Annotated in this window: 25 protein-coding genes; 13 read left to right on the top strand and 12 right to left on the bottom strand. The window is 70.9% G+C overall.

Annotated features, from left to right (window positions below; all coding sequences use genetic code 11):
* Nucleotides 1-21 precede the first annotated feature (21 nt).
* Nucleotides 22-1,191 (bottom strand): ABC transporter permease, encoded by a 1,170-nt coding sequence (locus tag ABH926_RS13535; protein ID WP_370365837.1) that lies wholly within the window; start codon nucleotides 1,189-1,191, stop codon nucleotides 22-24.
* Between the two features lie 99 nt (nucleotides 1,192-1,290).
* Between ABH926_RS13535 and ABH926_RS13530 the strand changes: the two genes are divergently transcribed.
* Both ABH926_RS13530 and ABH926_RS13525 read left to right on the top strand, forming a co-directional pair.
* Nucleotides 1,291-1,953 carry a response regulator transcription factor gene (locus tag ABH926_RS13530; protein ID WP_370365836.1) on the top strand — a complete coding sequence of 221 codons (663 nt, stop codon included), beginning with the start codon at nucleotides 1,291-1,293 and terminating at the stop codon, nucleotides 1,951-1,953.
* 20 nt (nucleotides 1,954-1,973) lie between these two features.
* A complete protein-coding gene (locus ABH926_RS13525) occupies nucleotides 1,974-3,200 on the top strand; it encodes a sensor histidine kinase (RefSeq protein ID WP_370365835.1) in 1,227 nt (408 codons plus the stop codon).
* A 57-nt stretch (nucleotides 3,201-3,257) separates the two neighbouring features.
* On the opposite strand, the gene ABH926_RS13520 is transcribed toward ABH926_RS13525, so the two are convergent.
* The 4 genes from ABH926_RS13520 to ABH926_RS13505 form a co-directional block, all read right to left on the bottom strand.
* On the bottom strand, nucleotides 3,258-4,097 hold the full coding sequence (locus tag ABH926_RS13520) for a tryptophan 2,3-dioxygenase (RefSeq protein ID WP_370365834.1): 840 nt from the start codon (nucleotides 4,095-4,097) through the stop codon (nucleotides 3,258-3,260).
* A gap of 193 nt (nucleotides 4,098-4,290) precedes the next feature.
* Nucleotides 4,291-4,722 (bottom strand): DUF4234 domain-containing protein, encoded by a 432-nt coding sequence (locus ABH926_RS13515; protein ID WP_370365833.1) that lies wholly within the window; start codon nucleotides 4,720-4,722, stop codon nucleotides 4,291-4,293.
* A 136-nt stretch (nucleotides 4,723-4,858) separates the two neighbouring features.
* The gene (locus ABH926_RS13510; RefSeq protein ID WP_370365832.1) at nucleotides 4,859-5,791 is read right to left on the bottom strand and encodes a TIGR01777 family oxidoreductase; all 933 of its coding nucleotides are present in this window, start codon (nucleotides 5,789-5,791) and stop codon (nucleotides 4,859-4,861) included.
* Nucleotides 5,791-6,234: a hypothetical protein gene (locus ABH926_RS13505; protein ID WP_370365831.1), complete on the bottom strand. Its 444-nt coding sequence runs from the start codon at nucleotides 6,232-6,234 to the stop codon at nucleotides 5,791-5,793. The genes ABH926_RS13510 and ABH926_RS13505 overlap by 1 nt, the downstream gene beginning before the upstream one ends.
* Nucleotides 6,235-6,489: 255 nt before the next feature.
* Between ABH926_RS13505 and ABH926_RS13500 the strand changes: the two genes are divergently transcribed.
* Entirely contained in the window at nucleotides 6,490-9,738 is a 3,249-nt protein-coding gene (locus ABH926_RS13500; RefSeq protein ID WP_370365830.1) for a S8 family serine peptidase, read from the top strand.
* Between the two features lie 84 nt (nucleotides 9,739-9,822).
* Here the strand turns inward: ABH926_RS13500 and ABH926_RS13495 are convergent, their stop codons facing one another.
* The 3 genes from ABH926_RS13495 to ABH926_RS13485 form a co-directional block, all read right to left on the bottom strand.
* The gene (locus tag ABH926_RS13495) at nucleotides 9,823-10,551 is read right to left on the bottom strand and encodes an SDR family NAD(P)-dependent oxidoreductase (RefSeq protein ID WP_370365828.1); all 729 of its coding nucleotides are present in this window, start codon (nucleotides 10,549-10,551) and stop codon (nucleotides 9,823-9,825) included.
* Nucleotides 10,552-10,894: 343 nt separating this feature from the next.
* Entirely contained in the window at nucleotides 10,895-11,068 is a 174-nt protein-coding gene (locus ABH926_RS13490) for a hypothetical protein (protein WP_370365827.1), read from the bottom strand.
* Nucleotides 11,069-11,212: 144 nt separating this feature from the next.
* On the bottom strand, nucleotides 11,213-12,421 hold the full coding sequence (locus ABH926_RS13485; protein ID WP_370365826.1) for an RICIN domain-containing protein: 1,209 nt from the start codon (nucleotides 12,419-12,421) through the stop codon (nucleotides 11,213-11,215).
* 328 nt (nucleotides 12,422-12,749) lie between these two features.
* On the opposite strand from ABH926_RS13485, the gene ABH926_RS13480 reads away from it, so the two are divergent.
* From ABH926_RS13480 to ABH926_RS13455, 6 genes are all read left to right on the top strand, one after another.
* Nucleotides 12,750-13,763 carry a LacI family DNA-binding transcriptional regulator gene (locus ABH926_RS13480; protein ID WP_370365825.1) on the top strand — a complete coding sequence of 338 codons (1,014 nt, stop codon included), beginning with the start codon at nucleotides 12,750-12,752 and terminating at the stop codon, nucleotides 13,761-13,763.
* A gap of 108 nt (nucleotides 13,764-13,871) precedes the next feature.
* Nucleotides 13,872-14,405: a SigE family RNA polymerase sigma factor gene (locus tag ABH926_RS13475; protein WP_370365824.1), complete on the top strand. Its 534-nt coding sequence runs from the start codon at nucleotides 13,872-13,874 to the stop codon at nucleotides 14,403-14,405.
* 5 nt (nucleotides 14,406-14,410) lie between these two features.
* Nucleotides 14,411-15,589: a hypothetical protein gene (locus ABH926_RS13470; protein ID WP_370365823.1), complete on the top strand. Its 1,179-nt coding sequence runs from the start codon at nucleotides 14,411-14,413 to the stop codon at nucleotides 15,587-15,589.
* Between the two features lie 166 nt (nucleotides 15,590-15,755).
* Nucleotides 15,756-16,061: a hypothetical protein gene (locus ABH926_RS13465; protein WP_370365822.1), complete on the top strand. Its 306-nt coding sequence runs from the start codon at nucleotides 15,756-15,758 to the stop codon at nucleotides 16,059-16,061.
* 42 nt (nucleotides 16,062-16,103) lie between these two features.
* The gene (locus ABH926_RS13460) at nucleotides 16,104-16,829 is read left to right on the top strand and encodes a CBS domain-containing protein (protein WP_370365821.1); all 726 of its coding nucleotides are present in this window, start codon (nucleotides 16,104-16,106) and stop codon (nucleotides 16,827-16,829) included.
* A gap of 111 nt (nucleotides 16,830-16,940) precedes the next feature.
* The gene (locus tag ABH926_RS13455; RefSeq protein ID WP_370365820.1) at nucleotides 16,941-17,873 is read left to right on the top strand and encodes a GAF domain-containing protein; all 933 of its coding nucleotides are present in this window, start codon (nucleotides 16,941-16,943) and stop codon (nucleotides 17,871-17,873) included.
* Between the two features lie 3 nt (nucleotides 17,874-17,876).
* Here the strand turns inward: ABH926_RS13455 and ABH926_RS13450 are convergent, their stop codons facing one another.
* A complete protein-coding gene (locus ABH926_RS13450; RefSeq protein WP_370365962.1) occupies nucleotides 17,877-18,881 on the bottom strand; it encodes a zinc-binding alcohol dehydrogenase family protein in 1,005 nt (334 codons plus the stop codon).
* 220 nt (nucleotides 18,882-19,101) lie between these two features.
* Between ABH926_RS13450 and ABH926_RS13445 the strand changes: the two genes are divergently transcribed.
* Nucleotides 19,102-19,500, top strand: coding sequence for an SHOCT domain-containing protein (locus ABH926_RS13445; RefSeq protein ID WP_370365818.1), 399 nt, complete (start codon nucleotides 19,102-19,104; stop codon nucleotides 19,498-19,500).
* Between the two features lie 138 nt (nucleotides 19,501-19,638).
* On the opposite strand, the gene ABH926_RS13440 is transcribed toward ABH926_RS13445, so the two are convergent.
* Nucleotides 19,639-20,487, bottom strand: a complete 849-nt coding sequence (locus ABH926_RS13440; RefSeq protein WP_370365817.1) for a universal stress protein — start codon at nucleotides 20,485-20,487, stop codon at nucleotides 19,639-19,641.
* Between the two features lie 47 nt (nucleotides 20,488-20,534).
* Nucleotides 20,535-21,338, bottom strand: coding sequence for a universal stress protein (locus ABH926_RS13435; RefSeq protein WP_370365816.1), 804 nt, complete (start codon nucleotides 21,336-21,338; stop codon nucleotides 20,535-20,537).
* A gap of 138 nt (nucleotides 21,339-21,476) precedes the next feature.
* On the opposite strand from ABH926_RS13435, the gene ABH926_RS13430 reads away from it, so the two are divergent.
* The 3 genes from ABH926_RS13430 (at nucleotide 21,477) to ABH926_RS13420 (ending at nucleotide 23,929) form a co-directional block, all read left to right on the top strand.
* A complete protein-coding gene (locus tag ABH926_RS13430) occupies nucleotides 21,477-22,628 on the top strand; it encodes a site-2 protease family protein (protein ID WP_370365815.1) in 1,152 nt (383 codons plus the stop codon).
* Nucleotides 22,629-22,757: 129 nt separating this feature from the next.
* Nucleotides 22,758-23,060 (top strand): hypothetical protein, encoded by a 303-nt coding sequence (locus ABH926_RS13425; protein WP_370365814.1) that lies wholly within the window; start codon nucleotides 22,758-22,760, stop codon nucleotides 23,058-23,060.
* Between the two features lie 104 nt (nucleotides 23,061-23,164).
* On the top strand, nucleotides 23,165-23,929 hold the full coding sequence (locus tag ABH926_RS13420) for a response regulator (protein WP_370365813.1): 765 nt from the start codon (nucleotides 23,165-23,167) through the stop codon (nucleotides 23,927-23,929).
* A 46-nt stretch (nucleotides 23,930-23,975) separates the two neighbouring features.
* Here the strand turns inward: ABH926_RS13420 and ABH926_RS13415 are convergent, their stop codons facing one another.
* Entirely contained in the window at nucleotides 23,976-25,691 is a 1,716-nt protein-coding gene (locus ABH926_RS13415; protein WP_370365812.1) for a GAF domain-containing protein, read from the bottom strand.
* Between the last annotated feature and the right edge of the window lie 134 nt (nucleotides 25,692-25,825).

The following is a 25,825-nucleotide window of genomic DNA, read 5'->3' as shown; positions in this document are numbered from 1 at the left end:
CGGCTGTCCGGTGGCGTGCGGCTATTCGGTGTCGGTGAGGATGGATCGGGGGTGCAGGCGGAGGATTCCGATGCCCGGCACGATGGTCGAGACCAGGCAGATGCCGAGTGCGAGGCCCGCGACCTCGGCGACCGCGGCGGGCTCGACATGCACCGGGGTCTGGGCGAGACCACCGGTATGAGGACCGAGCAACGCATGGCCTAAAGACGGCCCGGCCAGAGCACCGGCCAGCACGGCGAGGGCAACTGCGGGCAGCGCCACCGCCGTCATCTCCACCACGTGTTGGCCGATGAGCTTCCATTTCTTCTCGCCCATCGACAGCAGCACCCCGAGTTCGGACCGGCGCTCGCGGATCTGCAGCATGACGATGAGGCCCAGGACCAGCGCCCCGGCCGTCGCGATCACCCAGACGACCAGCGCCGCGAACGCGCCGACCCGCTGGATCGGGCGGACCTGGTCCCGGTAGGCCTTGTCGTTGACCTGCCCGGTGAAGGTGCCGGCGGCCAGCAGCCGCGCGGCCCGCGCGTTCAGCTGCCCGGCCTGGTCCGGTGAGCCGACCCGGTAGACGGCCTCGGTCACCGTCACTGGCGCCGTGCTGAGTTTCTGTGCCATGGCCAGCGGTACGTACACCGCGTTGCCGGGCAGGTCGCGCGGCGGGGTCGGCATCGTCGGATCTGGTGAGGGGTCCTGGAAGATGCCGACGACGGTGACCGGGACCGTGCGCCTGCCGTCGGCGGACCGCGTCGGCAGGGTGCCGCCGACCGCCAGGTGGTCCTTCTCGGCGAGGCGATGTTCGATCACTGCGACGTCGTGCCCGGCGTCCTCGGGGAGGATCGCGCGCCCCTGGGTGACCTTCATCGACCCATAGGAAAAAGGCAGCAGCAGCCCCAGATCCCGGACGCCGTACACGGTCAGGGCGTCGGCCGGCACTTTTGTCTCGGGGTTGTAGCGGTGCACGACGGTCGCGGCGCCGAGCCGATCGGCCAGGTCCGGCGTGAACCCCGCCGGACTGCGGATCGTCACATCCACGCCGATGTCACGCTGCGCGGCGGCCTCTTGCCGGGCCGCGGCGCCGCGCAAGAGGAAGCCGCCGAGGAGCAGCGCGCAGATGACGGCGAAGATCGCCAGCAGGACGACGGTCCTGGAGGCTCTGACGACCAGGCTCATCCCGGCGCGCTTGACGAAGTTCATGCGGCGATGCAAGCAGCGCGGCGCGTACGGCCCGATAAAGCTGTTACAGCGGCATAAGGTCTTATCCGGCTGTAATCATGATCATGGTTCCATGGAGTCATGAGAGTCCTGGTGGCCGAGGACCACCGCGTCCTGGCGCGCACGATCGCCACCGGGCTGCGCCGCGAGGCGATGGCGGTGGACATCGCACTGGCCGGCGACCAGGCCGAGCAGATGTGTCTGCGCACCGCCTACGACGTCCTGATCCTGGACCGGGATCTGCCGGTGCTCAGCGGCGACGAGGTGTGCCGGCGGCTGCGCGCTCTGGCCGATCCGCCGCAGATCCTGATGCTGACCGCGGCCGGCACGCTTTCCGACAAGGTCTACGGCCTGATCGCCCTCGGTGCCGACGACTACCTGGCCAAGCCCTTCGACTTCGGCGAGCTCGTCGCCCGGGTGCGCGCACTGAGCCGCCGCGCGCACCGGCCGGCGCCCGCCGTCCTGCGCTCCGGAAGCATCACCTTGGACGAGACGCGGCACGAGGTGTCGGTGGACGGCCGCCTTCTGGAGCTGACCCCGAAGGAGTTCTCCGTGCTGCGCTTGCTGATGGCCGCGGATGGAAAGGCGGTGCCGCATGACGAACTCGTCCGCAGAGTCTGGGACGAGTTTCTCGACCCGCGGACCGGTGCGGTGCGCGCCACCGTCAGCCGGCTGCGGGGCAAGCTCGGCGATCCCGGGGTGATCGTCGCCGACCGGCAGGGCGGATACCGATTGTGCGACTGAAGCCACGGGACATGCGCCTCATGCCTCATCATGTGACCCTCAATCCTCGAACCCTGATAAGCCGTCTGCCGTTCCGTGCCCGCCTCGCTGTCTCCTTCGCCGGGCTCTTCCTACTCGTCGGCAGCGCGCTGCTCGCCTCCGTCGTGGTGCTCGCGCGGTACGGCACGGCTCAGAAGGTGCAGGGGATGGCGATCGCGTACGTCGACGCGCCGTCCAGCAGTACACAGTTCGGGCCCACCACTCCGGTACAGCCGGCCGTCGGGTCGAACGCGGCGTCGGGCGCGGCGTCGGGCGAGGCGCTGATCCGGAAGATCGACCAGACGGTTCGGGCCGTCCAGGACACCGCGCTGCGGGAGATGGTTCTGTGGTCGGGCGTCGCGCTCGTCGTCATGACGGTGATCGCCGGGGTGCTGGGCTGGCGGCTGGCCGGCCGCGCGCTGCGTCCCGTCGCCGCCATCACCGGGGCGGCGCGCCAGATCAGCGAGGAGAACCTGCACCAGCGCCTGTCGCTCACCGGGCCCGACGACGAGCTGCACCGGCTCGCCGACACCTTCGACACCATGCTCGACCGGCTCGAGCGGTCCTTCGAGAGCCAGCGCCGCTTCGTCGCCAACGCCTCCCACGAACTCAAGACCCCGCTCGCCGTCCAGCGCACGTGCCTGCAGGTGGGCTTCCCCGATCCGCTTCCGGGCGACCTCGCCGACGTCCGCGACGACCTGCTCGCCACCAACTACGAGGCCGAACGGCTCATCAACGCCCTGCTCCTGCTGGCCCGCAGCGACCGCGGCCTGGACGAGACCGAACCGGTGGATCTGGCTGCCACGGCCAGGGCGGTCGCGGCCGAACTGGCGCCGCTGGCCTCGGGGAACGAGGTGCGCGTCGACCTCGACGCCGACGCCGACGCCCCGCTGGTGGTCCCCGGCGACCCGGTTCTGGTCCGCCACCTGCTGACGAACCTCACACGCAACGCCATCCAGTACAACCAGCCCGGCGGCCAGGTCCGCATCCGCCTCGACACCGCCACCGCGACGGCGACGGTCGCCAACACCGGCCCGGCCGTGGCACCCGAGAAGATCCCCGACCTGTTCGAACCGTTCCGCCGCCACGGCCCCGACCGCACCGCGAGCACCGGCCACGGCCTGGGCCTGTCGATCGCCCGCTCGATCGCCGAGGCGCACGGCGCGGAGCTCACGGCCCGCGCCCGGGACGAGGGCGGGCTTGTGCTCACCCTGGCCTTCGGGCCATGAGCGATTCAGCGCCAGGCCATACCGGCGGCACCAGCCAGGCCACGCCAGCCGACCCGATCACACCCGGCTTCGCGCCGTCCACAACTCCGGGAAGACCAAAGCCTCGGCGCGCTTGGCCAGCCAAGCCACGCCGGCCGACCCGCCGGTCCCGACCTTGGCCCCCATCGCCCGCCGCGTCGCCATCAGATGGTCGCCGCGCCACCGCCACACCGCCTCGGCGACGTCGGTCAGCGCCTCCCCGAGCCGCACCAGATCCGGCTCGCGCTCCGGAGCGGCATAGATGTCGGCCCACACCTTCTCCACCGCCGGATCGCCCTCGTAGCGCCGAGCGAGGTCCCGGTCCAGAACCGTCTGCGGAACCCCGTAGCCGCGCCGATGCAGCAGCCGCAGCACCTCGTCGTACAAACTCGGCTCGCCCAGCGCCTGCCGCAAGTGCTCCTGCATGTCCGGCGTCCCGGCGTGCGGCACGAGCATCGACGCCGACCGCTCGCCGAGCACGAACTCCAGCCGCCGGTACATCGCGGACTGGAACCCCGAGCCCTCGCCCAGCGCCGCCCGATACGCGTTGAACTGCGCCGGCGTGAGGCGGGCCAGCGGCTGCCAGGACGCGTTCAGCGCGGCCAACTCGTCCAGGCTGCGCCCGAGAGCGGACAGCGCCGCGGGGACGTCGTCGACGCGCAGAGCCGCCGAGGCGGCCTGCCACTCGTGCACCAGAAGCGTGAACCACAACTCCATGACCTGGCTGGTCACGAGGAACGCCATCTCCCCCGGATCCTCAGTCCGCGTCTGCTGAAGACCGGCGAGGACGGACGCCCGGATGTAGTCGTCATAAGGGGTCGAGCCCCCGAGGTCGAGCCTGGGAGCGAGCACGTCGGAAGAGTGCGGAACGGAGGACATCGGCACATCCTTGGTATCGGCTGCCGGGTAGCGGTCCGCTCGTACTCCGGAGCGCCGGTCCCCTCGGACCCGCATGGCGCACCGCCGGCCGGCCCGATCCCATGATGCGGGGTCGGTGCTCGCCGGGGCAAGGAAAAAGTCCGCCCCGGCCGGTGAGAAACCGGCCGGGGCGGACTCGCTGCTGTCACGTGCCTCAGGCCACGCGCTGGCCCTGCGCCGCGCCCACGCCGCGGTGCGGCACGACGGTGCCCTCGCCGGCGCCGGGGTAGCTGTCCCAGACCTTGTTCAGCTGGCCCTGGTAGTACACCGTGTGCGTGCTGAACAGGATCGCCAGCAGGATGCCCAGGCCGCCGCTGCACGTCGCCGGCAGGCCGGCCGCGGCCTGGACCTGCGCGATGCGCTTGCCGGTGCGGTACGCGGACACGAAGGGCGGGATCACCAGGTACGAGCCCGGGATCCAGGCCAGGACCGACAGCGCCGGGTTGACGTTGATCGAGTTGTCGAAGTCCCGGGTCTCACGGTTGACCTTGTACCACCACACGTAGTAGTAGACGCCGAGCGTGATGATCGTCAGCCCCCACACACCCCACGGCTGACGCTTCTTACCGACCGCTCCTTGCGGCATTTGCCTTCCCCTCCCGATATGCGATGCGCGCCAGGACTCCCTCGCGCGCCGAGCGATCATTGCGCAGCTCAGGGGGCCGCGTCTACCGGTTCAGAGAAATTGTGAGAAAACCGAGGAACATGCCGCACCAGGTCAATCATGGGTCTGATAAACGACGCGGCCGCTGAGTGTCGGGATTACCCTTAAGTACCGCACGCAACGCGGTCTCGATATCCCCGTCCCGGAAACAGAATCCGGCCGCCGACAAACGTTGAGGGACCACCCTCAAACTTCCCAAAACCTCCGGGCCCATCTGCCCGACCCCGATGCGCAGCGCCCACAAAGGCAGCCGCAATCTCGCCCGCGTGCCGATCGCCGACGCCAGCGCCTTAGTGAAGTCGACCGCGCTGACCGGAGCCGGTGCCGAGAGGTTGTACGGGCCCTCAGTCTGCGGACGTTGAGCAAGGAACCGGATCGCCGCGACCGTGTCGTGCAGCGTCAGGAAGCTCCAATACGCGCGCCCCGACCCCAGCGTCGTCCCCAGCCCATAACGGAAAGGCGTCAGGAGCCGCGGCACCAAGCCGCCCTCCGCTGACAACACCAGTGCGGTCCGCAGGTGACAGACCCGCACCCCGGCCTCCGCCGCCGGTGCGGTGGCGGCCTCCCACCGCGCCGTGACCAGCGGCAGGAATCCGTCGCTGCCGGCGGCGCTCGATTCGGTCAGTTCCTCGTCCCCCCGATCGACGCCGTAGTACCGGATGCCGGACATCGAGACCAGGACCGACGGCGGTGCGGCGGCCCGCGCCGCCATCGCGGCCAGCGCCGATGCGGTGTCGATCCGGCTGGACGCGATCAGCGCGCGGTACCGGGCGTTCCATCGCCGATCGCCCAGCGGGGCGCCGGCGAGGTTGATCACCGCGTCGGCGCCGTCGACGAGCCGCGGATCGGGACGCAGCGGATCCCACCGGACCTCGTCGGGAGCCTGCGCCGGACGACGGATCAAACGGACCACCTCGTGGCCGTCGCCCTGATAGGCCGCACAGAGCGCGCCGCCGATCAACCCGCTCGATCCGACGATGACCACCCGCATCAGCGCCGCACCACGCTCGCGACCAGGGCGAGCACGAACCCGGCGCCGACCAGCGACCAGATCGTCCGCGCGCTCATCAGCAGCCTGCGACGGAAGTCCGGACGCTCCTCACGAAGCGCGAAGACCCGAGCCGGCCAGTGCCGCCACGACACGTGCACGAACACGCCGGTCGCGGCGGCATCCAGAACCAGCGCGATGCCGTAGACCACGCGCGCCCCGGGCCACGGACACACGACGATCAACGCCGCGGCACTCGCGATCAGCGTCGCCGCCATGGCCAGAACCCGCCAGCGGTTCCCATGCGCGAGAACCGTGAGGAACTCCTCCAACTGGTCGTCGTCGCGGAAGAACCGTGCGCTGCGCGGCTGCACGACCGCGAGGCTGTACGTCATGGAGCCGGTCCACACCGCGGCCGGTAGCAGGTACACAGCTTCGAGGATCACGACGGCACGGTACGCCATCAGGTCGCGTCACCAGGTCTGGCCCGAGCGCCGAGTCGGGGCGACAATCAGCCGGTCGGGCGGAAACGCCGCAGGGCTCTTATATCAATCGGAGCGTAAATGCCGTTCCTTCGTCGCCGCCGAAGTGCTGTGCTCACCACCTTGTGCGCAGCCACCCTCACCCTCACCGCGATACCCGCGAACGCCTCATCCGCACCAATGCCATCCGCATCCGTAGACCGACCCGTGATCGTGGTCATGGCGAACCAGCACCCGCTGGACGCACGCGCGATCGCCTCCGCACAGGCCCCGTTGCTCAGTTCGCTCAAGTCGGCGAACAGCCGGAACGTCCGGCCGCTGACCGTCATCAATGCCCTGAGTGCGACGGTCTCGCCCGCCGAGGAGCAGGCGCTGCGCGGCGACCCGGCCGTGTCCGCGGTCGTGCCCGACGCGGCCATCAAGGTGCGCTCCGGCTTGACCCTCCCGGCACTTGCCCAGACCCCAGGTCTCCCCCACGCCCAGAGCGGTCCGGCCAAGGCCGCCTCCGCGAAGCTCCCGTCCGGGACCCTCCCGTCCGGGACCTGCGCCGCGAACGGCGGCGTGCAGCTGAACCCGGAGGCGGACGAGGCGATCAAGGCCGACTCCGACGAGCCCGGCGCGAAGACCGCGCGCTCGCTCGGCTTCACCGGGGCCGGGGTCATCGTCGGCGACATCGCCGCCGAGATGGACGTCAGCACCCCGGACATGGTCCGGCCCGACGGCTCGCACGTCATCGCCGACTACCAGGACTTCACCGGCGAGGGCGGGAACGTCCTCGGCGGCAACGAGATCGAGTCGATGCTCGACGACGGCATGATCGCCGCGCAGGGCGACCACGTCTACAACCTGCAGGACTACACCGCCTCCGCCCTCGGCAAGCCCTGCCTGATCCGCCTGGAGGGCGTCGCCCCCGGCGTGACCCTGGACGCCTATAAGGTCTACGGCGAGAACGACTACACCACGACCTCCGCGTTCCTGGAGGCCATCGACTACGCGACCACCGTCGACCACGTCAACGTCCTCAACGAGGAAGCGGGCAGCTTCCCGATGCCGGACACCAGCGCCGACCTGATCAAGGCCGCCAACGCGGCCGCGATGGCGGCCGGCGTCACCATCACGGTGCCGTCCTACGACGCCGGAGACCAGAACACGATCTGGTCTCCCGCCTCCCAGCCCGGCGTCATCGCCGTCGGGGCGTCCACCACGTTCCGCTCCTACGCGCAGGCCGACACCGCCGGCTACGACGACATCGGCGCGACCGGCTACGTCAGCGACAACATCAGCTCCCTGTCTTCCGGCGGAGCCACCGAGCAGGGCCGCAGCATCTCCGTCGTCGCACCCGGCGACCTGGACTGGATGATCTGCACCCCGGACAAGACCCTGGCGCCGGACTGCCTGGACAGCCTCGGCCGGCCGAGCCCGGTGCTCCAGGAGGGCGGGACCAGCGAGGCCGGTCCGCTCGTGGCCGGCGTGGCCGCGCTCGTCATCCAGGCCTACCGTTCCGCGCACGCCGGGGCCAGCCCGACGCCCGCACTCGTGGACCAGCTGATCGAGAGCACCGCGGACGACCTGGACGTGGTCGGTTCCGAGCAGGGTTCCGGACTCGTGGACGCCTACCGCGCCGTCCAGGCGGCCCTGTCCGTGCGCACCCCGGACGGCGCCGGCAAGGCCACCGGCGACACCCTGACCATGAGCGCCGACCAGTTCGACGCCACGGCCGCCCCCGGCACGGTGCAGCACTTCAGCAGCAGCCTGACGAACACCGGCACCAGCACGCAGACGGTCAGCCTGGCCGGCCGCACCCTCGGCCCGAGCAGCGTGGTCGCGAACCGCACGGTCCAGCTGACGAACGGCGGCTCCACCTACGTGGACCAGTCCGGCGTCGAGAACAACTACCTGAAGGTGACCTTCCAGGTCCCGCCGGGCCAGGACCGTCTTGACTCGAACATCGCCTGGCCGGGTACCGGCCAGTTCCCGGTGAACCTGGTGCTGCTCGACCCGAACGGCCGGCTCACCGCGAACAGCCTGCCCAACGGCAACGGCAACCACGGCCACGTGGACGTGCACTCCCCCGTGCCCGGCACCTGGACCGCCGTCATCTCCGACGCGGCCTCGTCCGGCTACACCGGAAACGTGCTGTTCAACGCGGCGGTCGCCAGGTTCGTGCCGTTCGGCCGGGTCACGCCGTCCGCGGTGACCCTGCGACCGGGTCAGAGCACGACCATCGCGGTGAGCGCGAAGACCCCGCCGCGAGCCGGGGATCTGAGCGCCTCGCTGGTGATCAGCACTCCCCGGTCCGGCCGCGGCACCATCCCGATGACGCTGCGCTCGCAGGTCGCGATGACCGACGGCACGGGTTCCTTCTCCTCCGACATCCAGGGCGGCAACGGCCGCGGCTTCGTGCCGGCGCAGAGCGAGTTCTACGTCGTGGACGTCCCAGCCGGCGCGCCCGCGCTGGACGTCCGCACCGCGCTGGCCGGCCACAAGACCGATCCCTACTACGTCTACCTGGTCTCGCCGGACGGCCAGAACCCGGCGCGGGCCTCGAATCAGACCCTTGAGGGCAGCGGCGGCGATCAGAGCACCGTCGCGAGCTCCGGGGCGCTCCTCAACGTCCTGAATCCCGAACCGGGCCAGTGGACCATCATCGCCACCTTCACCAACCCGGTCACCGGCGACGCGCTGGACACGGCCTTCACCGGCGAGGTCGACCTCCACGGCGTCGGCGCGGCCGCCACCGGTGTCCCGCGCGGCGGGGTGCTCGCCCGGAACAAGCCCGTCACCATGAGCTTCACCGTTCACAACACCTCGCAGGGCATCGAGTCCTACTTCCTGGACCCGCGGCTGGACCAGTCCGTCACCATGCCGCTGGCCCCGACCACGCCGACGGCGAACCTGACCCTGCCGCTGGCCTCCAGCAACCCCGTGCCGCAGTGGATCGTGCCGACCCGGACCAGCCAGGTCTCGATGGCGGCGACCTCGACGGCGCCGGTCCAGTTCGATTCCTCGCCGTTCAACGGCGAGCCGGACGTCGCCTCCACGGCGGTCGGCAACAACGCGTTCGCGAGTTACAGCGCTCCGCGCGCGGGAGGGAACAACAGCGTCACACAAGGCGACTGGGACGTCGTGCCCCAGCCGACCGGGCCGTCCGGCAGCACGAGTGGCGCCGCGAGTTCGACGGCGTCCCTGTCCATGACGGCCGTGAGCCAGGCCTTCAACACGGACGCGGTGTCGGGCACCGGGGACCTCTGGCAGCTCGGGGTGAACCCGAAGGCGGCGTTCACCCCGGTGGTCGTGCAGCCCGGCGGACAGGCCACCCTGACGCTCACCCTGACGCCGAGTCAGGTGTCGGGCGCCGAGGTGTCCGGCGTCGTCTACCTCGACGACTCCTCGGCGCTGAGCAACAACGGCATGTCGCCGACCGGCGACGAACTCGCCGCCTTCCCGTACCACTACACCGTTCAGTAACGCCGCCGCGACGCGCTACCGGTACCGACCGGAGCGCGTCGCGCTATACAGCCGAGAGCATCACTGTGTGGATCACGGTGAGCATCACTGTTCCGCGGAATCGGCCACGAGCGCCGCGTACTCGACCTCCATCGCCTTCAGCGCACTGTCGCGCCAGGCGTCCGCGACGAGTTCGGACATCGGGTCGGGGAAGATCTCGTCCTCGCCGGCGGCCAGGCCGTCGAAGATGCGCGCGGCGACGACTTCCGGAGCGGCCTTGGGGATGTCGAAGGCCTTGGTCATGTCCGTGTCGACGACGCCGATCATCGCCGCGTGCACCCGCACGCCGCGGTTGGCGAGGTAGGCGCGCAGCCCCTGGGTCAGGGAGAAGGCGGCGGCCTTGGACACCGAGTAGCTGGGCAGCAGCGGCATGTTCGCCCACGACGAGGTGGACAGGATGTTGAGCACCGCGCCCCGGGCCGCGGTCAGGGCGGGCAGCATGTCCTGCGTGACGGCGAAGGAGCCGAAGACGTTGACCGCGAAATGCTGCTGCAGCAGGGACGGATCGGTCAGGTCGTCGTCCCACAGCGCCAGTCCGGCGTTGTTGACGAGCAGGTCCAGCGAGTCCACCGCGTCGGCGGCGGCCCGGATCTGGTCGGCGTCGGTGATGTCCAGCGTCAACGGCACGACGCGGTCGTCGGAGTAGTCCAGTGGCTGCCGCGTCCCGGCGAATACGCGTGCGGCGCCGCGTGCCAGAGCCTCGTGCGCCAAAGCCCTGCCGATACCGCGATTGGCGCCGGTCACGAGCACGGTCTTACCCGACATCGTCGACATCTGATCTCTTTCCCGAAGGGGCCGGTGGCAGCACACAGTACTGATCGGCATTGCGCCTGTCGCCCCGGCGGGTTTTCACAAAGCTTTGATATTCGGCGACTCACGGATTCGGCGGAAATGGCGTGTCCCGCCATCGCGCACGCGATGGCGGGACACGGTTTCCCCTAAGGGTTCCGAACCCCGTTCAGCAGGCCTGAACGAAATAGGCGGGTATGAAGTTGTACGCGTTGTCCCCGCCCTGCGGGATGTTCACCAGGACGTTGTGGCTCGAACCGGAACGGTTGGACGGGATTTCAGGCGGCATCCGCCGAAATAAGGGTTCTGGCGTTATGTCGAGTTTCCCTCAGAACGGCAGCAACCGCCCCGAGGGCGTGCGCAGATCCAGCTCGGGCAGGTCGCGCAGCTTGCGGCTCGACGACTTCCGGACGCGCACCTGTCCGCGCCCGGAGACCACGATCCGCACGGTGCCGCCCGGGCGCCGCCAATCGTCGCGAGTGGTGTCGGCTGAGCCGTTCATGATCGCCTCCCGGGCTCGTACGGTCTTCGTTCATCGGCCTTTCGGGGCGTGGTACCCAGCGCGACCGGACGTGAACATACGGGGGCGAAATCGAGCCCTGCGTCGCATGGCGGCGCAGGGCTCGGCACTCGAATCGCCTCGGCGTCAGCGCAGCGACCAGACCTGGTTGGCCTGGGTCCCGCCGCCGCCGTAGCAGTCCCAGATCTGGATCAGGGTGCCGTTGCCGGTGCCCTGGTTCACCGCGTCCAGGCACTTGCCGGAGTTGGGGTTGGTGATGGTGCCGTTGCCGTTGACCTGCCACTGCTGGGCACCGCTGCCGTTGCACGACCACAGCCGCACCTGGGTGCCGTCGGCCGTGCCGGCGCCCGCGACGTCCAGACACTTTCCGGTCTGCGGGTTGACCAAGCTGCCGCCAGTGGAGGACCAGCGCTGGTTCCAGGCGCCGCCGCAGTCCCAGAGCTGCACCGGTGTGCCGTCGGCGGTGCCGAGGTTCTGGATGTCGAGGCAGCGACCGCTGCCCTGGCCGACGACTTCGTTGCCGCTGCCTCCCCCGGTTCCGCCGCCCGAGGCGTTGGCGTTGAAGGAGAAGGAGTTCACGCCGAGTCCGGGGCCGCCCTGCCAGGGTTCGAAACCGAACTGGACGCTGGTCAGGTACCAGGCGCTGCTCATGTAGCCGCGGCTGAGCGAGTCGTTCGTGAAGTCCTTGATGTTCACGGTGATCGCGGTGGTCGGGTTCTCGCGGACGTAGGACACGTCGTTCCAGCCGATGCCGCCGTTGTTCATCCGCGACTCCCAGACGTCCCAGGTCGCGCCCTCGATCACGGCCGTGCCGACCTGCGAGCCGGCGGGCCGGGGCGCGCCGGCGTGATTCGCCCAGATCATCAGCTCCTCGCCGTCGTTCTGGCCGGAGGGGTTGGGCTGGGTGTCGAACCAGATGTCGTAGGAGGAGTCCCACTGCCCGGCGGCGGTGGTGAAGTCGACGCTGGACTGCGGATTGCCGAACGCCGACACCTGGAGCGGCAGGCCGCTGCCGGTCGAGCAGTTGCCGTAGTGGCAGCCCGCGTAGATCGACGGATAGGCCGCCGGCGCGCCGCCGGTGCTGACGTTGTGGTCGCCGGTGGTGACGGAGAACCCGTCGTTGGTCACGTCCAGGCACTGCTGGATCGTGTCGCCCCATTCGTTGTTCTGCACGATGTACTGGCCGCCGGAGACCTGGGTGCTGTCGAACTGGCCGCAGATCGTGGTGTCCGCGTGGGCCGCGGGGCCGGTGAACACGCCCGCGGCGGCCACCGTGAGCGCGAGCAGCCAGCCGCGCCACCTCCGGGCCAGCGGGGTGCGGGGGGACTGAGCCATGAGGGGACCTTCCCTTGCGTCGGTCTGACCCGGTCGAGTCGGGGCAGATGGAGTCGGGGGTGCCAGCGCTTCCGGCATGGCGGAGCCGATCGACCTGGTGTTGAGATCATCGGCCGATGTCAGCCTGCGGCGTGAAACTGGAAGCGCTTCCGGTGAGAGTAACCGCGCAATGGCCGCCAGGGAAGGGGGCTTGCCAGGATTCTGTTACGTACCGGCAATGACGAGCCCTGCCACGGCGGATCACGGCGCACAGCTCGCCGGCTCGCGACGAACCGCTTGATGAGATGATGGGAGCGCTTCCAGTCCCCCGGCGAAAGGCAGACCCGCCATGCCCGAGGCCTCCCGCCGCCAGCCCACCCTCGACGAGGTCGCCGAGCGGGCCGGCGTCTCGCGCACCGCGGCCTCCCGGGTCCTGAACAACGCCCCGCACGTCAGCAAGGCCAAGCGCGAGGCGGTCCAGAAGGCGGTAAGGGAGCTGGGCTACGTCCCCAACGCGACGGCCCGCGCCCTGGCCACCCGCCGCGCCGGCGCCGTGGTCCTGGCCATCACCGACGACGACTCGGCCCTCGGCCAGGACACCCCGTTCTACAGCCAGGCCATCGCCGGAGTCACCGCGGCCCTGGAGGAGACCGGCCTGGAACTGATGCTGGTCCTGGTGAACTCCCCGCGCAGCCGCGCGAAACTCCAGCAGATCCTGCGCACCCACAGCGCCGCCGGCGTGATGCTGATGGGCCGCCACAGCGACGACCCCCTGACCGACCAGGCCGAACAAGCCGACACCCCGGTCGTCTTCGGTGGCCGACCGCTGAACTTCGAACCCCGCTTCTACGTCGACTCCGACAACCGCGGCGGCGCCCGAGCAGCCACCGAGCACCTCATAGCCCGAGGCCGCCGCCGCATAGCCGCCATCACCGGCCCCCTCGACAGCGACGCTGGCCTGGCCCGCCACCGCGGCCACCTGGACGCCATGGCCGTCGCCGGCCTGGACGCCACCCGCGTCGTCCACGGCGACTACACAGAAGCCAGCGGCACCCAGGCGATGCAGGCCCTCCTGGCCCGCCACCCCGACCTCGACGCGGTCGCGGCCGGCAACGACACCATGGCCATCAGCGCCCTGCGCGTCCTCACCGCGACCGGCCGCCGCGTCCCCGACGACGTGGCCCTCACCGGCTTCGACGACTACCAGGCCGCCCGGCACACCACGCCGCCGCTGACCACCGTGCACCAGTCCATCCAGGCCTGGGGCCGGGAGATGGCGCGGATGCTGGTGGCGGTGGTCGACGGGGGGCAGCCCAGCCCTTTGATACTGCCGACGCGGTTGATCGTGCGGGAGTCGAGCTGAGCTCGCGAACATTCCTCCAACCGCGAGCCAACCTTCCCACGCCCCCAAGGACTCTGGCCCTGACGGTGTCCGGCAGAGCCCGGATATGAACAGCGAAGGGGCGGGGGCGTGCGCGCGGAGCACGAAGAGGAATTCCGACAGTTCGTGATCGACAGCCGGCATCGGCTGGTGCGCACGGCTTACGTGCTGACCGGTGACTACGCCAGGGCCGAGGACCTGGTGCAGACGGCGCTGGTGCGGACGTATCGGGCGTGGACGCGGATCGAGCGGCGGGATGTGCCGGAGCACTACGCGCGGCGGGTCGTGGTCCACTTGCACGCTTCCTGGTGGCGGCGGGCCGCGCATCGGTCCGAGCGGCCGGTCGCGTTCGTGCCGGAGGTGGTGGCGGCCGACGGTACTGAGGCCGTCGATCGGCGCGATCAGGTGTGGCGTGCGGTGCTGGCGCTGCCGCCGCGGATGCGGGCGATCATCGTTCTGCGCTACCTGGAAGACCTCAAGGAGACCGAGACCGCCGAGGTTCTCGGGTGCTCCGTCGGCACCGTCAAGTCCCAGACGTCCAGGGCTCTGGCCAAGCTCCGGACGCAACTCGGAACGGAGGCCGCGGCCGAGCATGCCGCGGCCTCCGCCTGGAAAGCCGGGTGACCCGGATGACGGAGGACAACATGACCGACGACCACGAGAGCTCGCTCGCTGACGAGCACGAGGGCGCGCTCGCCGACGAGCTGGCCGACAGCCTGCGGGCCGCCGCCGCTCTGACCCCGCGCTCAGCTGACCCCTACGGGCCGCTCGGCCCGGCGATCGCCCGCGACCGCAGGAGGCGGGCCACCCTCGGCGCGTCGCTGGCCGTAGTGGCCGTGCTGGGAGCGGCGGTCGGGATCGGCAGCGCGGTGGGGCGCGGCGGCTCGGCGGGGCCGGCCTCGGCCGCGGCCGCGGGCAGCACGACGACCTCGCCGTTCGCACCGCCGACCAACCCCGCGACCAACCCCGCGACCGATCCGGTGACGCACTCCGCGCCGGCCGCGCCGCCGACCACGGCGTCGACAACCACCTCGACGCCGCCGCCCCTGACCTTCACCACCAGCCAGGCGATGATGTTCGGCTGGCCCACCGACTACTCGCTGTTCCCCGGCTACCAGACGTCGACGGCGCAGGCGAAGCCGGCGGTGGACGCGATGATCCACGCCTACGGCAAGCCGGTCAGCGACGGCACCCGCGACGTCCTGGACAACCTGGTCGGCTCCTTCAAGCTGTGCGGCTACCCGCTGTCGTCCTACACCTTCAAGCTCCAGTGGGCCGGCGACCTGGCGCACGCCGGCGGCGACGGCGCGGTCGTCGTCGACGTCAGCCACGGCGGCGCCGTGTACCGCATGTTCGGCTCCGGCTCCTACAAGGGGGTCTGGCTCCAGCTGCCGGAGACCGTCGACGCGAGCGAGGCGGCCCACGTCGAGGCGGCGCCGCTGGCCGAACTCGACTCGCCGGCCCAGGTCTTCTACGCCGTCGTGGTAGCCGCCCCCGGCTCGAAGGTGACGGTCGCGGGCACTAAGACGAACGCGAAGGTCTACGGGAGTCCGGTCCCCTTCCAGGCGGACCCGGTCACGGTCGGCGCGTCCGGCCTCGTCGAGGTCAAGCTCACGACCCGGGACGCGGCCAACGGATTCCTGGCCTACCCGGACATCACCTCGGTGACCATCGTCCGCCCCGACGGGACCACGGCTTCGGCCCCCCTGCTCGGCGGCACCAGCGACGCCCAGGAGCAGGCCGCGCGCGAGCTGCTGCCCGCGACCACGACCTGCCCCGGGATGACACCGGAGAAGCTGCAGCACTGAGCGGCGCGCAGGTAGGCCGGAAGGCTGGAAGGTCGGTGGGCCGGCGATCCACCTGGATCGCCGGCCCTCCGGCGCTCTTCGGGACCTATGGCCACTCCCTCACCGGGCCGAAAGACCGTTCCGTAATCGCACAAAGCGGGGCAAAATGTCCATAGAGGGAGCACTCATGAACCATGTCTGGATCAGCACGGCGGGCGGCGACCTCCTCCGCGCGGACCAGATCCGGCAGATCAATTGCGTGGAGGGCGTGCGCGTCGTGACGATCGGGGGCAGCCAGTTCGTGGTCGCCGCGATCGAGGGGCGGCACGCCGCGCGGTCCGTGGCGCGCGGGCTGGCCTGCGCCATCGCCGAGGCGGACACCTGGACCTGCGCCGCCGAGGTCGACGTCGTGAGCGACGGCGAGGACTGGAAGGTCCGGCTCAGACAGATGCCGGAACACCGGACGGTCGAGGGGACGACGAAGGCCGCCTGACAGCCGGACCAGCACACCCGCCCGGGGGGACGCGGAGCAACCATGAACCACACAGCCGTCTCCCGTCTGATGACTCCGGCCGACCAGGTCGTCACGGTCCCCGCCGACGCCCCCTTCACCACGGTGTCCGAGCTGCTCGAACGCCATCATGTCGGCGCCGTGCCCGTGGTCAACGGAGGCGGCCGGGTGCTCGGCGTCGTGTCCGGGTCGGACCTGCTGCGCAAGGAGTCGGCCTGCGCGGCCGAGCCGCACGGGTTCGGACGCCGCCTGCTGGCCGGCCGCGCCCGGCGGAGGGCCGAGGCGGAGATCGCCGCGACCACCACCCAGGAGCTGATGACCGCCCCGGCGTTGACGATCGGGCCGGAGGCGGCGGCCCCGGCGGCGGCCCGCAGGATGGCCGAGCAGCGGGTGAAGCAGCTGGTCGTCACCGACGCGCGCGGCGTCCTGAAGGGCGTGGTCAGCCGCTCGGACCTGCTGGCCGTCTTCGTCCGCCCCGACGCGGAGATCCGGCGGGAGGTCGCCGAGGACATCATCCGCGGCGTCTTCTGGATCGATCCGGCGGACCTGAACATCCTCGTCGACGACGGCGTGGTCCTGCTCGGCGGCCGCGTCGAGACCCGGGGGCTGGCCCGGCTGATCGGCGAGGTGGTCGGGCGCGCCGACGGTGTCGCGGCCGTGGTCGACGACCTCGAATACGACCGGGACGGCGCGCGGGACCGGCCTCCGGGCCCCGGACCGTACGAGCTCCTCCATCACCGCGAGCGCTGATGCCCGTCCTGAGGCTGTTCTGAAGCCGTTCTGGGCCGTCCTGACAACGCTCCCGAGATCACGTTTCCGCCGGTCGGGCGTACTGTTGACTCATCAGGAGGCGAGTCGCCCATGACCACAGCAATCGGTGCCGTTCCAAGGCTTCTCGAGCACGCCGACAGCGCCCGGCGCTTCGCCCCGGCACGGCAGGGTCCGCGGCATCCGGCCGCACCGGACCAGAATCTGATCTCCTTCATCCGCCTGAGCCTCGACGACGCCGCCACCGCCCACCTGCTGCAACACGCCGCGGCGCAGCTCGCGGCGGGCTGGCCCACCGACGTCGCCGCCGCCACCGTCCTGGACGAGACGATGGCCCTGACCGGGGCGGACCTCGGCAACATCCAGCTCACCGAGCCCGCCACGCACCAGCTGCGGATCGTCGCCTCCGCGGGCTTCGGCCAGGACTTCCTGGAGCACTTCGCCGTCGTCGCCGACGACACCTCCGCCTGCGGACGCGCGCTGACCGAACACCGGCAGGCCGTCATCGCCGATGTGGACACCGACGAGGGCTACACCTCACACCGCGCCATCGCCGCGGCCGCGAGGTTCCGCGCCGTCCAGTCCACACCGCTGATCGACGTCGACGGGAACCTGGTCGGCGTGGTGTCGACGCACTTCCCGTACCCCGGCGTCCCGACGGCCAGGGCCCTGGAGGTGACCCGGCTCTACGGCCTGGTGGCCGGCGAGGCGCTGGCCCGGAGCCTGAACGGACGGACCGGGCGGCGCCTCGGCGGCCATGACGGCCCAGACTGGCGGGCGACGGCGCCGACACCGGCATCGACATCGACATCGACATCGACATCGACATCGACATCGACACAGTCCACCGTCCTGGACCTGACCGACACCATCGTCCGGGCCCTGCTGTCCGCCGGCCTGAGCCTGGCCGGCGCCCAGAGCCTGATCGGCGACTGCGCCGCCGGGGACCGCGTGGCCGAGGCGATCGACAAGCTCGACCAGGCCCTGGACGGTATCCGCTCGGCGGTACTCGACCTGCACAGCTGAGTATCAGGGTTCGAGCACCGCGGCTCCGTCGAAGAGCCCTGCCTTGAGATCCCGCAACGCCTGCTGCGCCTCCCGAAGCGGATACGGGTGAGTCGTCACCTCAAGACGGTGCTCCGCGGCGAACCGCAGGAAGTCCTCCCCGTCAGCGCGGGTGTTCGCCGTGACGCTGCGGATCTGGCGTTCGTAGAACAGGTCCCGCTCGTACACCAGCGAAGGCACGTCGGACAGATGGATCCCGGCGATCGCCAGCACGCCGCCCCGGTCCAGCGCGCGCAGCGCCACCGGGACCAGGTCGCCGACCGGGGCGAACAGGATCGCCGCGTCCAGCTTCTCCGGCGGCTCGTCGTAGGCCCCGACCACGGAAGCCGCCCCCAGTTGCAAGGCCAACCGCTGAGCCCGCTCACCACGCGTCATGACGTGGACCGTGGCGCCGCGAGCCAACGCGACCTGCGCGGCCAGATGCGCACTGCCGCCGAAGCCGTAGATGCCGAGTCGGCCGCCGTCCGGGACCGCCGCGCGTTGCAGTGCGCGGTAGCCGATGATGCCCGCGCACAGCAGCGGCGCCAGCTCGGCGTCGGTGTAACCCGCTGGGAGCCGGTACGCGAAGGCCGCCGGAACCGTCATGTACTCGGCATAGCCGCCGTCGGCGTCCCAGCCGGTGTAGGAGGACTGCGGGCACAGGTTCTCCGCGCCGCGCAGGCAGAACCGGCAGTGCCCGCAGGTGCTGCGCAGCCAGGCCGCCCCGACCCGGTCGCCGATCGCGAACCCGGAACCGCTCGTGCCGGGTCCCAGCGCGGCGACCGCGGCGACCACCTCGTGGCCCGGCGTGACGCGCTCGCGCCGCACCGGCAGATCGCCTTCACTGACATGCAGATCGGTGCGGCACACCCCGCACGCGATGACCCGCACCAGCAGCTCCCCGGGCCCCGGCTGCGGCACCGGCTTGGAGACCAGCTCGAGGGGTCCCTGCTCGATCGGGCCCGGACGCCTGACGGCCCAGGCGTTCATCGACTGCGGCACGGCGGGGTTCATACGGCACCTCCACGTCAAGTGTCGCGCCGCGAGCCCGCATCGGCAGCGGCCGGGATCAGGTTGAAAGCAATACATATCGGAATAACTAGGGCCTAAAGCCTCTGCTCCCCCATCCCGGCCGCGCGGACGATCGAATCAAGACCGTGGTAGTGGGCACGACCCGCCCCGCCTGCGGGGCGACCGAAGGAGGCACACCATGTCCCATCCCCTTCTCAACGCCTTCTGGATGATGCTCTGGTTCTTCCTGTGGATCATGTGGTTCCTGTTGCTGTTCCGCGTGTTCGCAGACGTCTTCCGGGACCGCAAGCTGTCCGGCTGGGCCAAGACGGGGTGGATCATCTTCTGCTGCGTCCTGCCGTTCATCGGGGTGTTCGTCTACCTCATCGTGCGGGGCCACAGCATGGGCGAACGGGATGTCGACCAGGCCCGGCAGAACCAGGAACAGTTCGACGACTACATCCGCAAGACAGCGGGCAGCGACGGCGGCTCCAAGACGGACACCGGGGCCGAGCTCACCAGACTCGCCGGGCTGAAGAACGACGGGGTCCTGAGCGAGGAGGAGTTCCAGCGAGCCAAGGAGAAGGTGCTGGCCTGAGAACGACCGAGAACGCCGAGAACGACCGCGGCCGCGCCGTCCGGGAACCCGCCCTCGAGCCCTAAGAAGCCCGAAGAAGCCTGAAAAGGCCCGAGGCCCGGAACGGCGCGGCCGCCGGCGTTCACCCGTGCGGAACGTTCACCCGTGCGGAACGACCGCGACCGGGCAGTCGGCGTGGTGCAGCAGGGCGGTCGCGGTCGGACCGTGGTGCATTCCCTGGTGCTCCCCGCGCCGGCGACCGCCGACGACGATCAGGTCCGCGTGCGTCGTGGCCTCGGCCAGAACCGTGCTCGGCGCCCCCTGGTCCAGCTCGCACTCCACGACGACATCCGAATGCTTCTCCCGCCACGGTCGCAGCCGTTCCTGCAGGGCCGCGTCGGCACGTTCCCCGACCTCCTCCGACGCATGACGCAACTGACCATGGTCACCGGCATACGCGAAGGGCCAGAGCATCTCCAGCGCGCTGACCACCTTCAGCCGCGCACCCCGTTGAGCGGCCTCGGCGAAGGCGAACTCGAGGACCTCCTCGGCACTGTCGCCGACATCCACGGCCGCCACCACCACGCCGCGGGTGCCGTCAGAGGCGCCCTGCACGACCACGGCCGGGCAGCCGGCCCGGGCCACGGTCCGCACGGCCACGTCACCGAGCTGCAGACCGGCGAACCCGCCGCGCCCCCGATGCCCGACGACCAGCAGATCCGCGTCCGCCGACGCCGCACCGAGCGCCGCCGGAGCCGTGCCCTCCACCGACACCGCGTGCGCCGACAGCCCGGGGTGACCGACCCGGGCGCGTTCGGCGCCTTCCTCGGCGACATCCTGCCCCGTGAGCGCGGACGAGGACTCGGCACGGGACATCGCCGCGCCGTGATGATGGTGGAGCGCGTGCACCACTGTGAGCTCGACACCACGTCGCGCGGCCTCTTCCGCCGCCACATCGACCGCGCGCTCGCTGGACGGGCTCCGGCCATAGCCGACGACGACTCCCATGGTGTTTGCCTCCTTGCTCGACGCGGTTCGACGCGGTTCGACGACGCTCAACGCGGTACGACGACCACCGGACATGGTGCGCGATAGACCAGATGCCGACTGACCGACCCGAGACCCGCCGGCATGGTCCGGCCCCGCGCACCGACGACCATCAGGGACGCGCTCTCACCGGCGTCGATCAACGCGTGGCGCGGGAGCCCGTGCACCAGCACGTCGCTCACCAACACATCCGGGTACTTCTCGCACCAGCCCGCCGACGCCTCGGACACCAGCCGTTCCGCCCCGATCCGCACGGACACGACGACGCCGGGCAGATGCGGCTCCGGACGCGTCCACGCGTGAACCACCGCGAGCCGCCGACCGCGCAGATCCGCCTCGGCGAAGGCGAAGCCGACCGCGGACTGGGAAACGGCCGAACCGTCGACACCGACCGCGATCGGGCCACCCGGGTCGCCGAGGCCGCGCGTCACCAGCACCGGACACGACGTCTTCAGCACCAGAGCGCCCGCGACCGTCTCGGCCAGTGCCCTGGCCAGCGCGCCGAGCCCGCGGTCGCCGATGACGACCAGCTCGGCGTCCCGGGACGCCCCGACCAGCACCGCCTGCGGAAAACCCCTGGCCACCTCGCCGGTGACGGTGAGTTCCGGATGGCCGGCCCCGGCACGCCGCACCGCGCGGTCCACCCAGAGTCCGGGCTCGGGGAGCCCCTCGGCAGCGGAGCCCGCGAACGGGTCGGCGTGGACGACGTGCAGCGGCCGACGCCTCAGCGCCGCCTCCGCGGCCGCGGCGTCGAGCGCGATGAGGCTGTTGTCGCTGTCGTCCACACCGACGACTACGCGGCGTCCGACCATGGCGTCTCCTCCGAACCGCAAGGTCCCCGCTACCAGGACATGTCGTGCTCCGGCCGATGAACAGGGCCGATGGTCCTGTTCCGGCACGCGGCATGAGGACATAGCGTGGAGGTGGAGCGTCGGAACGGAGGTTCTGACATGGGCGACACCGTGAAACTGGGCCGCATCCTCGGCGTCGAGGTCGGCGTGAACTGGTCGGTCCTGGTGGTCTTCGTCCTCATCGCGTGGGGCCTGGCCGGGACCGTGCTCCCCCAGGAGGAGCCCGGCCACTCCCACGCCGTGTACTGGACCGCGGCCCTGATCACCGCGACGCTGTTCTTCCTGTGCCTGCTCGCCCACGAGCTCTCGCACGCGGTCGTGGCCCGCCGCAACGGCCTCACCGTCTCCGGCATCACGCTGTGGCTGCTCGGCGGCATGACCAGGCTGGACGGCGACATGCCCTCCGCCTCCGCCGAACTGCGCGTCGCCGGGATCGGACCGCTGGTCAGCCTGCTCCTCGGCGCACTGTTCACCGGCTTCGCCCTCACCCTGCGGACCGCCGGCGCCCCCGGCCCCATCGTCGCCTCGGCCGCCTGGCTCGGCGCCATCAACATCCTGCTGGCGGTGTTCAACGCCCTGCCGGCCGCCCCGCTGGACGGGGGACGCCTGCTGCGCGCCTTCGTCTGGTGGCGTACCGGCGACCGCAATCGCTCCGCGCTGGCGGCCGCAGCGGCGGGCCGTTTCCTGGGCTGGCTCTTCATCGGCGGCGGAACCGTGCTGCTCTTCCTGACCGGGAGCATCGAAGGGTTCTGGTTCGCCCTCACCGGCTGGTTCCTCCTGGTCTCGGCCACGGCCGAGAGCCGCCAGACCCGCATCCACACCCTGCTGTCCGGAATCCGCGCCCGCCAGATCATGACCCCCGACCCGGAACCGGTCGCGGCCTCCTTGACCGTGGAGCGCTTCCTGGAGGACCCGTCACACCACCGCCACTCCGCATTCCCCCTCACGGTCGGCGACCCCACCCCGATCGGCCTGATCACGCTGGACCGCATCCGCCGCATCCCGCCCGCCGCCCGCGAAGACATCAGGCTCCGCGAGATCATGTACCCCCTGGACCAACTGGTCGTGGCCGCCCCGGACGACCCGGCCGAAGCCCTGATCCCCCGCCTGACCACCGCACCGGCGCACCACGCGCTGATCCTGGACGACGGCCGCCTGGTCGGCATGGTCACCCCGTCGGACATCAGCCGCGCGATGCAGTGGGCGTCGGTGCGTTCCCGGGCTTCGGGGCCCGGCGGCCCGGTGCCGTGAGGCGCCCGGAGCAGGACCCCGGGACCTTCGACCCTGCGACAACGGGATCATGGACTCTGCGGCGACGCACGCCGCGGCGCGAATCTGGGAAAAGGACGAGGATCCTTCGACAGATCGGCCAGGCCAGCCATGAGCACCGTCTACGACGACCACGCACCCCCCTCCCCGCCGCCCACGGAACTCGGCCCCGACGCGCACCGCGACCTGCTCATCGCCGTCCAGCGGGCGCTGGCCGCGCACTGGGACGACGACCAGCCGCGGATCGCCGTGATCCAGCGCGAGCGCCTGGCGACCGTGTACGTGAGCACCACCCAGGTCCTGGAGCCCCCGGCCCGCCTCGACATCCGCGGCGCGGTACGGGCCGCGCTGGCGCCGCACACCGCCCTCGCGCCCGACACCGACGTGGTGTTCCTGCGCCGCGGGGCGCCCTGATCCCCCGGCTCGCGCAACACAGGACTTTCGGCCCGTCCGGCGGAGGCGCCGCGGCCTTACTGTCGTGTGCAGGACATCCACGCGGCCACGGGAGGCTCGGCACCATGGACGGCGGCAACGGCCCCGACGGCACCACCGGCACCGACACCGACGGCACCACCGAAACCACTGCCACCACCGACAGCACCACTGCCACCGCCACCACCACCGCCGCCGGCACCAAGATCGGCGTGTTCCTCCTGGACGACCACCAGGTCGTCCGCCGAGGCCTGCGGGACATGCTGGAGGACGAGCCGGACTTCGAGGTCGTCGGGGAGGGTGCCACCGCCGCCGAGGCCCTGGCCCGGGTTCCGGCGCTGCGGCCCCGGGTCGCCGTCCTGGACGTGCGGCTCCCGGACGGCGACGGCGTCACGGTGTGCCGCGAACTGCGCTCGAAGCTGCCCGAGTTGAGCTGCCTGATGCTGACGTCCTTCGCCGACGAGGAGGCGCTGTTCGACGCGATCATGGCCGGCGCCTCGGGCTACCTGCTCAAGCAGACTTTGGGCCCGGAACTGGTCTCGGCAGTGCGGACGGTGGCCGGCGGCGAGTCGCTGCTGGACCCCAGGCTCGCGGCCAAGGTGATGGCCAAGCTGCGGGCCGCCGACGAGAAGAAGGACCCGCTGGCGCAGCTGACCTCGCAGGAGCACAAGGTCCTGGACCTGATCGGCGAGGGCCTGACCAACCGGCAGATCGCCGAGCGGATGTTCCTGGCCGAGAAGACCGTCAAGAACTACGTCTCGGCGATGCTGGCGAAACTCGGTCTGACCCGGCGCGTGCAGGCCGCGGTGATGGTCTCCGAGATCAAGTCCGGGCAGTCCCGCCACCGCTGAGCCCGACCCAGCCGCGCGCCGCACGACCCCCGACTTCGCCCCACCCTCAATCCTCCAGCGGAACCCGCCACGTCAAAACCGTCCCCCCACCCTCAGCCGGCTCCACCGAGAACTCGCCGCCGAGCGCCGCAGCCCGGTCGGCCAGGTTCCCCAACCCGCTGCGCCGGACCGCGTCCGCCGGCATCCCCACCCCGTCGTCGGCGATCCGCAGCACCAGCGACCCGTCGGCGGTCTCCACATCGACCTCGGCCTTCGAAGCGTGTGCGTGCCGCCCCACGTTCGACAGCGCCTCCCGGGTCACGGCCAGCGCGTGCTCGACCGCGCCGTCGGAGACCTCGAAGTCGACCGGCCCGGTGAACCGCACCGCGGGAGTGAAGCCCAACACGGGCGAAGACTCCTGACAGACCTGCAACACCTGTGCCCGCAACCCGGGCTCGTCCGGCCCTCCGTGCTCGGACAGGGCGAAGATGGTCGAGCGGATCACCTTGATGGTGTCGTCGAGTTCGGACACGGCCCGGTTCACCCGGTCCCGGACCGCCTGCTTCTCGGTGATCTTCAAGACCGACTGCAGCGTCATCCCGGTGGCGAACAGCCGCTGGATGGCCAGGTCGTGCAGGTCCCGGCCGATCCGGTCCCGGTCGGCGTACAGGGCCAGCAGGTCCGCGTCCGACCGGTGGTCGGCCAGCTCCAGCGCGACCGCGACCTGCAAGCCGACCTCGGTCAGCATGCGCACGACACCCGCGTCGAACGGCAGGGCCCCGAACCGCTTGGCGGCCACCAGTGCCCCGCGCACCTTGCCCGCCGCGCCGAGCGGGGCGATGTAGGCCGGCCCCAGGCCGAGCTCCTTCCACAACGGCCCGTCGTCCCACTCGCCGTCGACGATCGCGTGCCCGATCCCGTCGGTGAACACCGCGCCCACCTCGGAGCCGGCGACCGGCGCCGACTCGCCCAGCACCCGCTTCTCGCCGGTGCCCGCCGCGACCTGGACGGTCAGCCGCCCGGCCGCGGAACCCGGAAGCGATACCATCACCAGCTCCGCCCCGGCCATGTCCCGCACCCGTTCGACCAGCACGGCGAGCACGTCCCGGGAATCGACGCCGGAGAGCAGGGCCCGGGTCAGCTCGGCGGTCGCCTCCATGCGCCGCTGCCGCTGCTGTGCCTCGTCGTACAAGCGGGCGTTGTCGATCGCCACGCCGGCCGCCGCGGCCAGGGCGGTCAGCAGCGTCTCGTCATCGGCGTCGAACTGGGAGCCGCCGCGCTTCTCGGTCAGGTACAGGTTGCCGTAGACCTTGTCCCGGACCCGGATCGGAACACCAAGGAAAGTCCGCATCGGCGGATGGTTGTCGGGGAACCCGAACGAGGACTCGTGAGCGGCGATGTCGGCCAGCCGGAGCGGCACCGGGTGCCGGATGAGCTGGCCGAGCAGCCCCATGCCGGTCGGGTAGGGCCCGATGGCGTCGATCTCCTGCTGGCTCAGCCCGACGGTGACGAAGCGCTCCAGGTGCTCCCCGGCGCTGTCGATGACCCCCAGGGCGCCGTAGCGGGCGTCCACGAGCTCGGTGGCGGTGGCGATGATGGTGGACAGCACCTGGTCCAGCTCCAGGCCGCCGGAGACGGCCAGGACGCCCTGCAGAAGCTGTTGCACTCGGTCCCGGGTGGCCCGGATCTGGGTCACCCGGGAGATCAGCTCGTCCAGCAGCTCGTCCATCCGCAGCTGCGGGAGCAAAGAGTTGCGGGGCTCGCCCATGTCCCGATCGGCCATCCCCGAGCCGCCTTTCCGACGGTGGGCGGACCGCCGGCCCGCACCGGCGTCTGTCATGCCCACTCTAATCCGGCCCCGCCCGGACGACCCGGAATGAACGGCCTCGGAAGTAGGGTCCAAAGCCTCTTCTGCCG

The sequence above is a fragment of the Catenulispora sp. GP43 genome, assembly GCF_041260665.1.
Taxonomy (GTDB): Bacteria; Actinomycetota; Actinomycetes; order Streptomycetales; family Catenulisporaceae; genus Catenulispora.
This window is presented reverse-complemented; position numbering and strand designations above follow the sequence as displayed.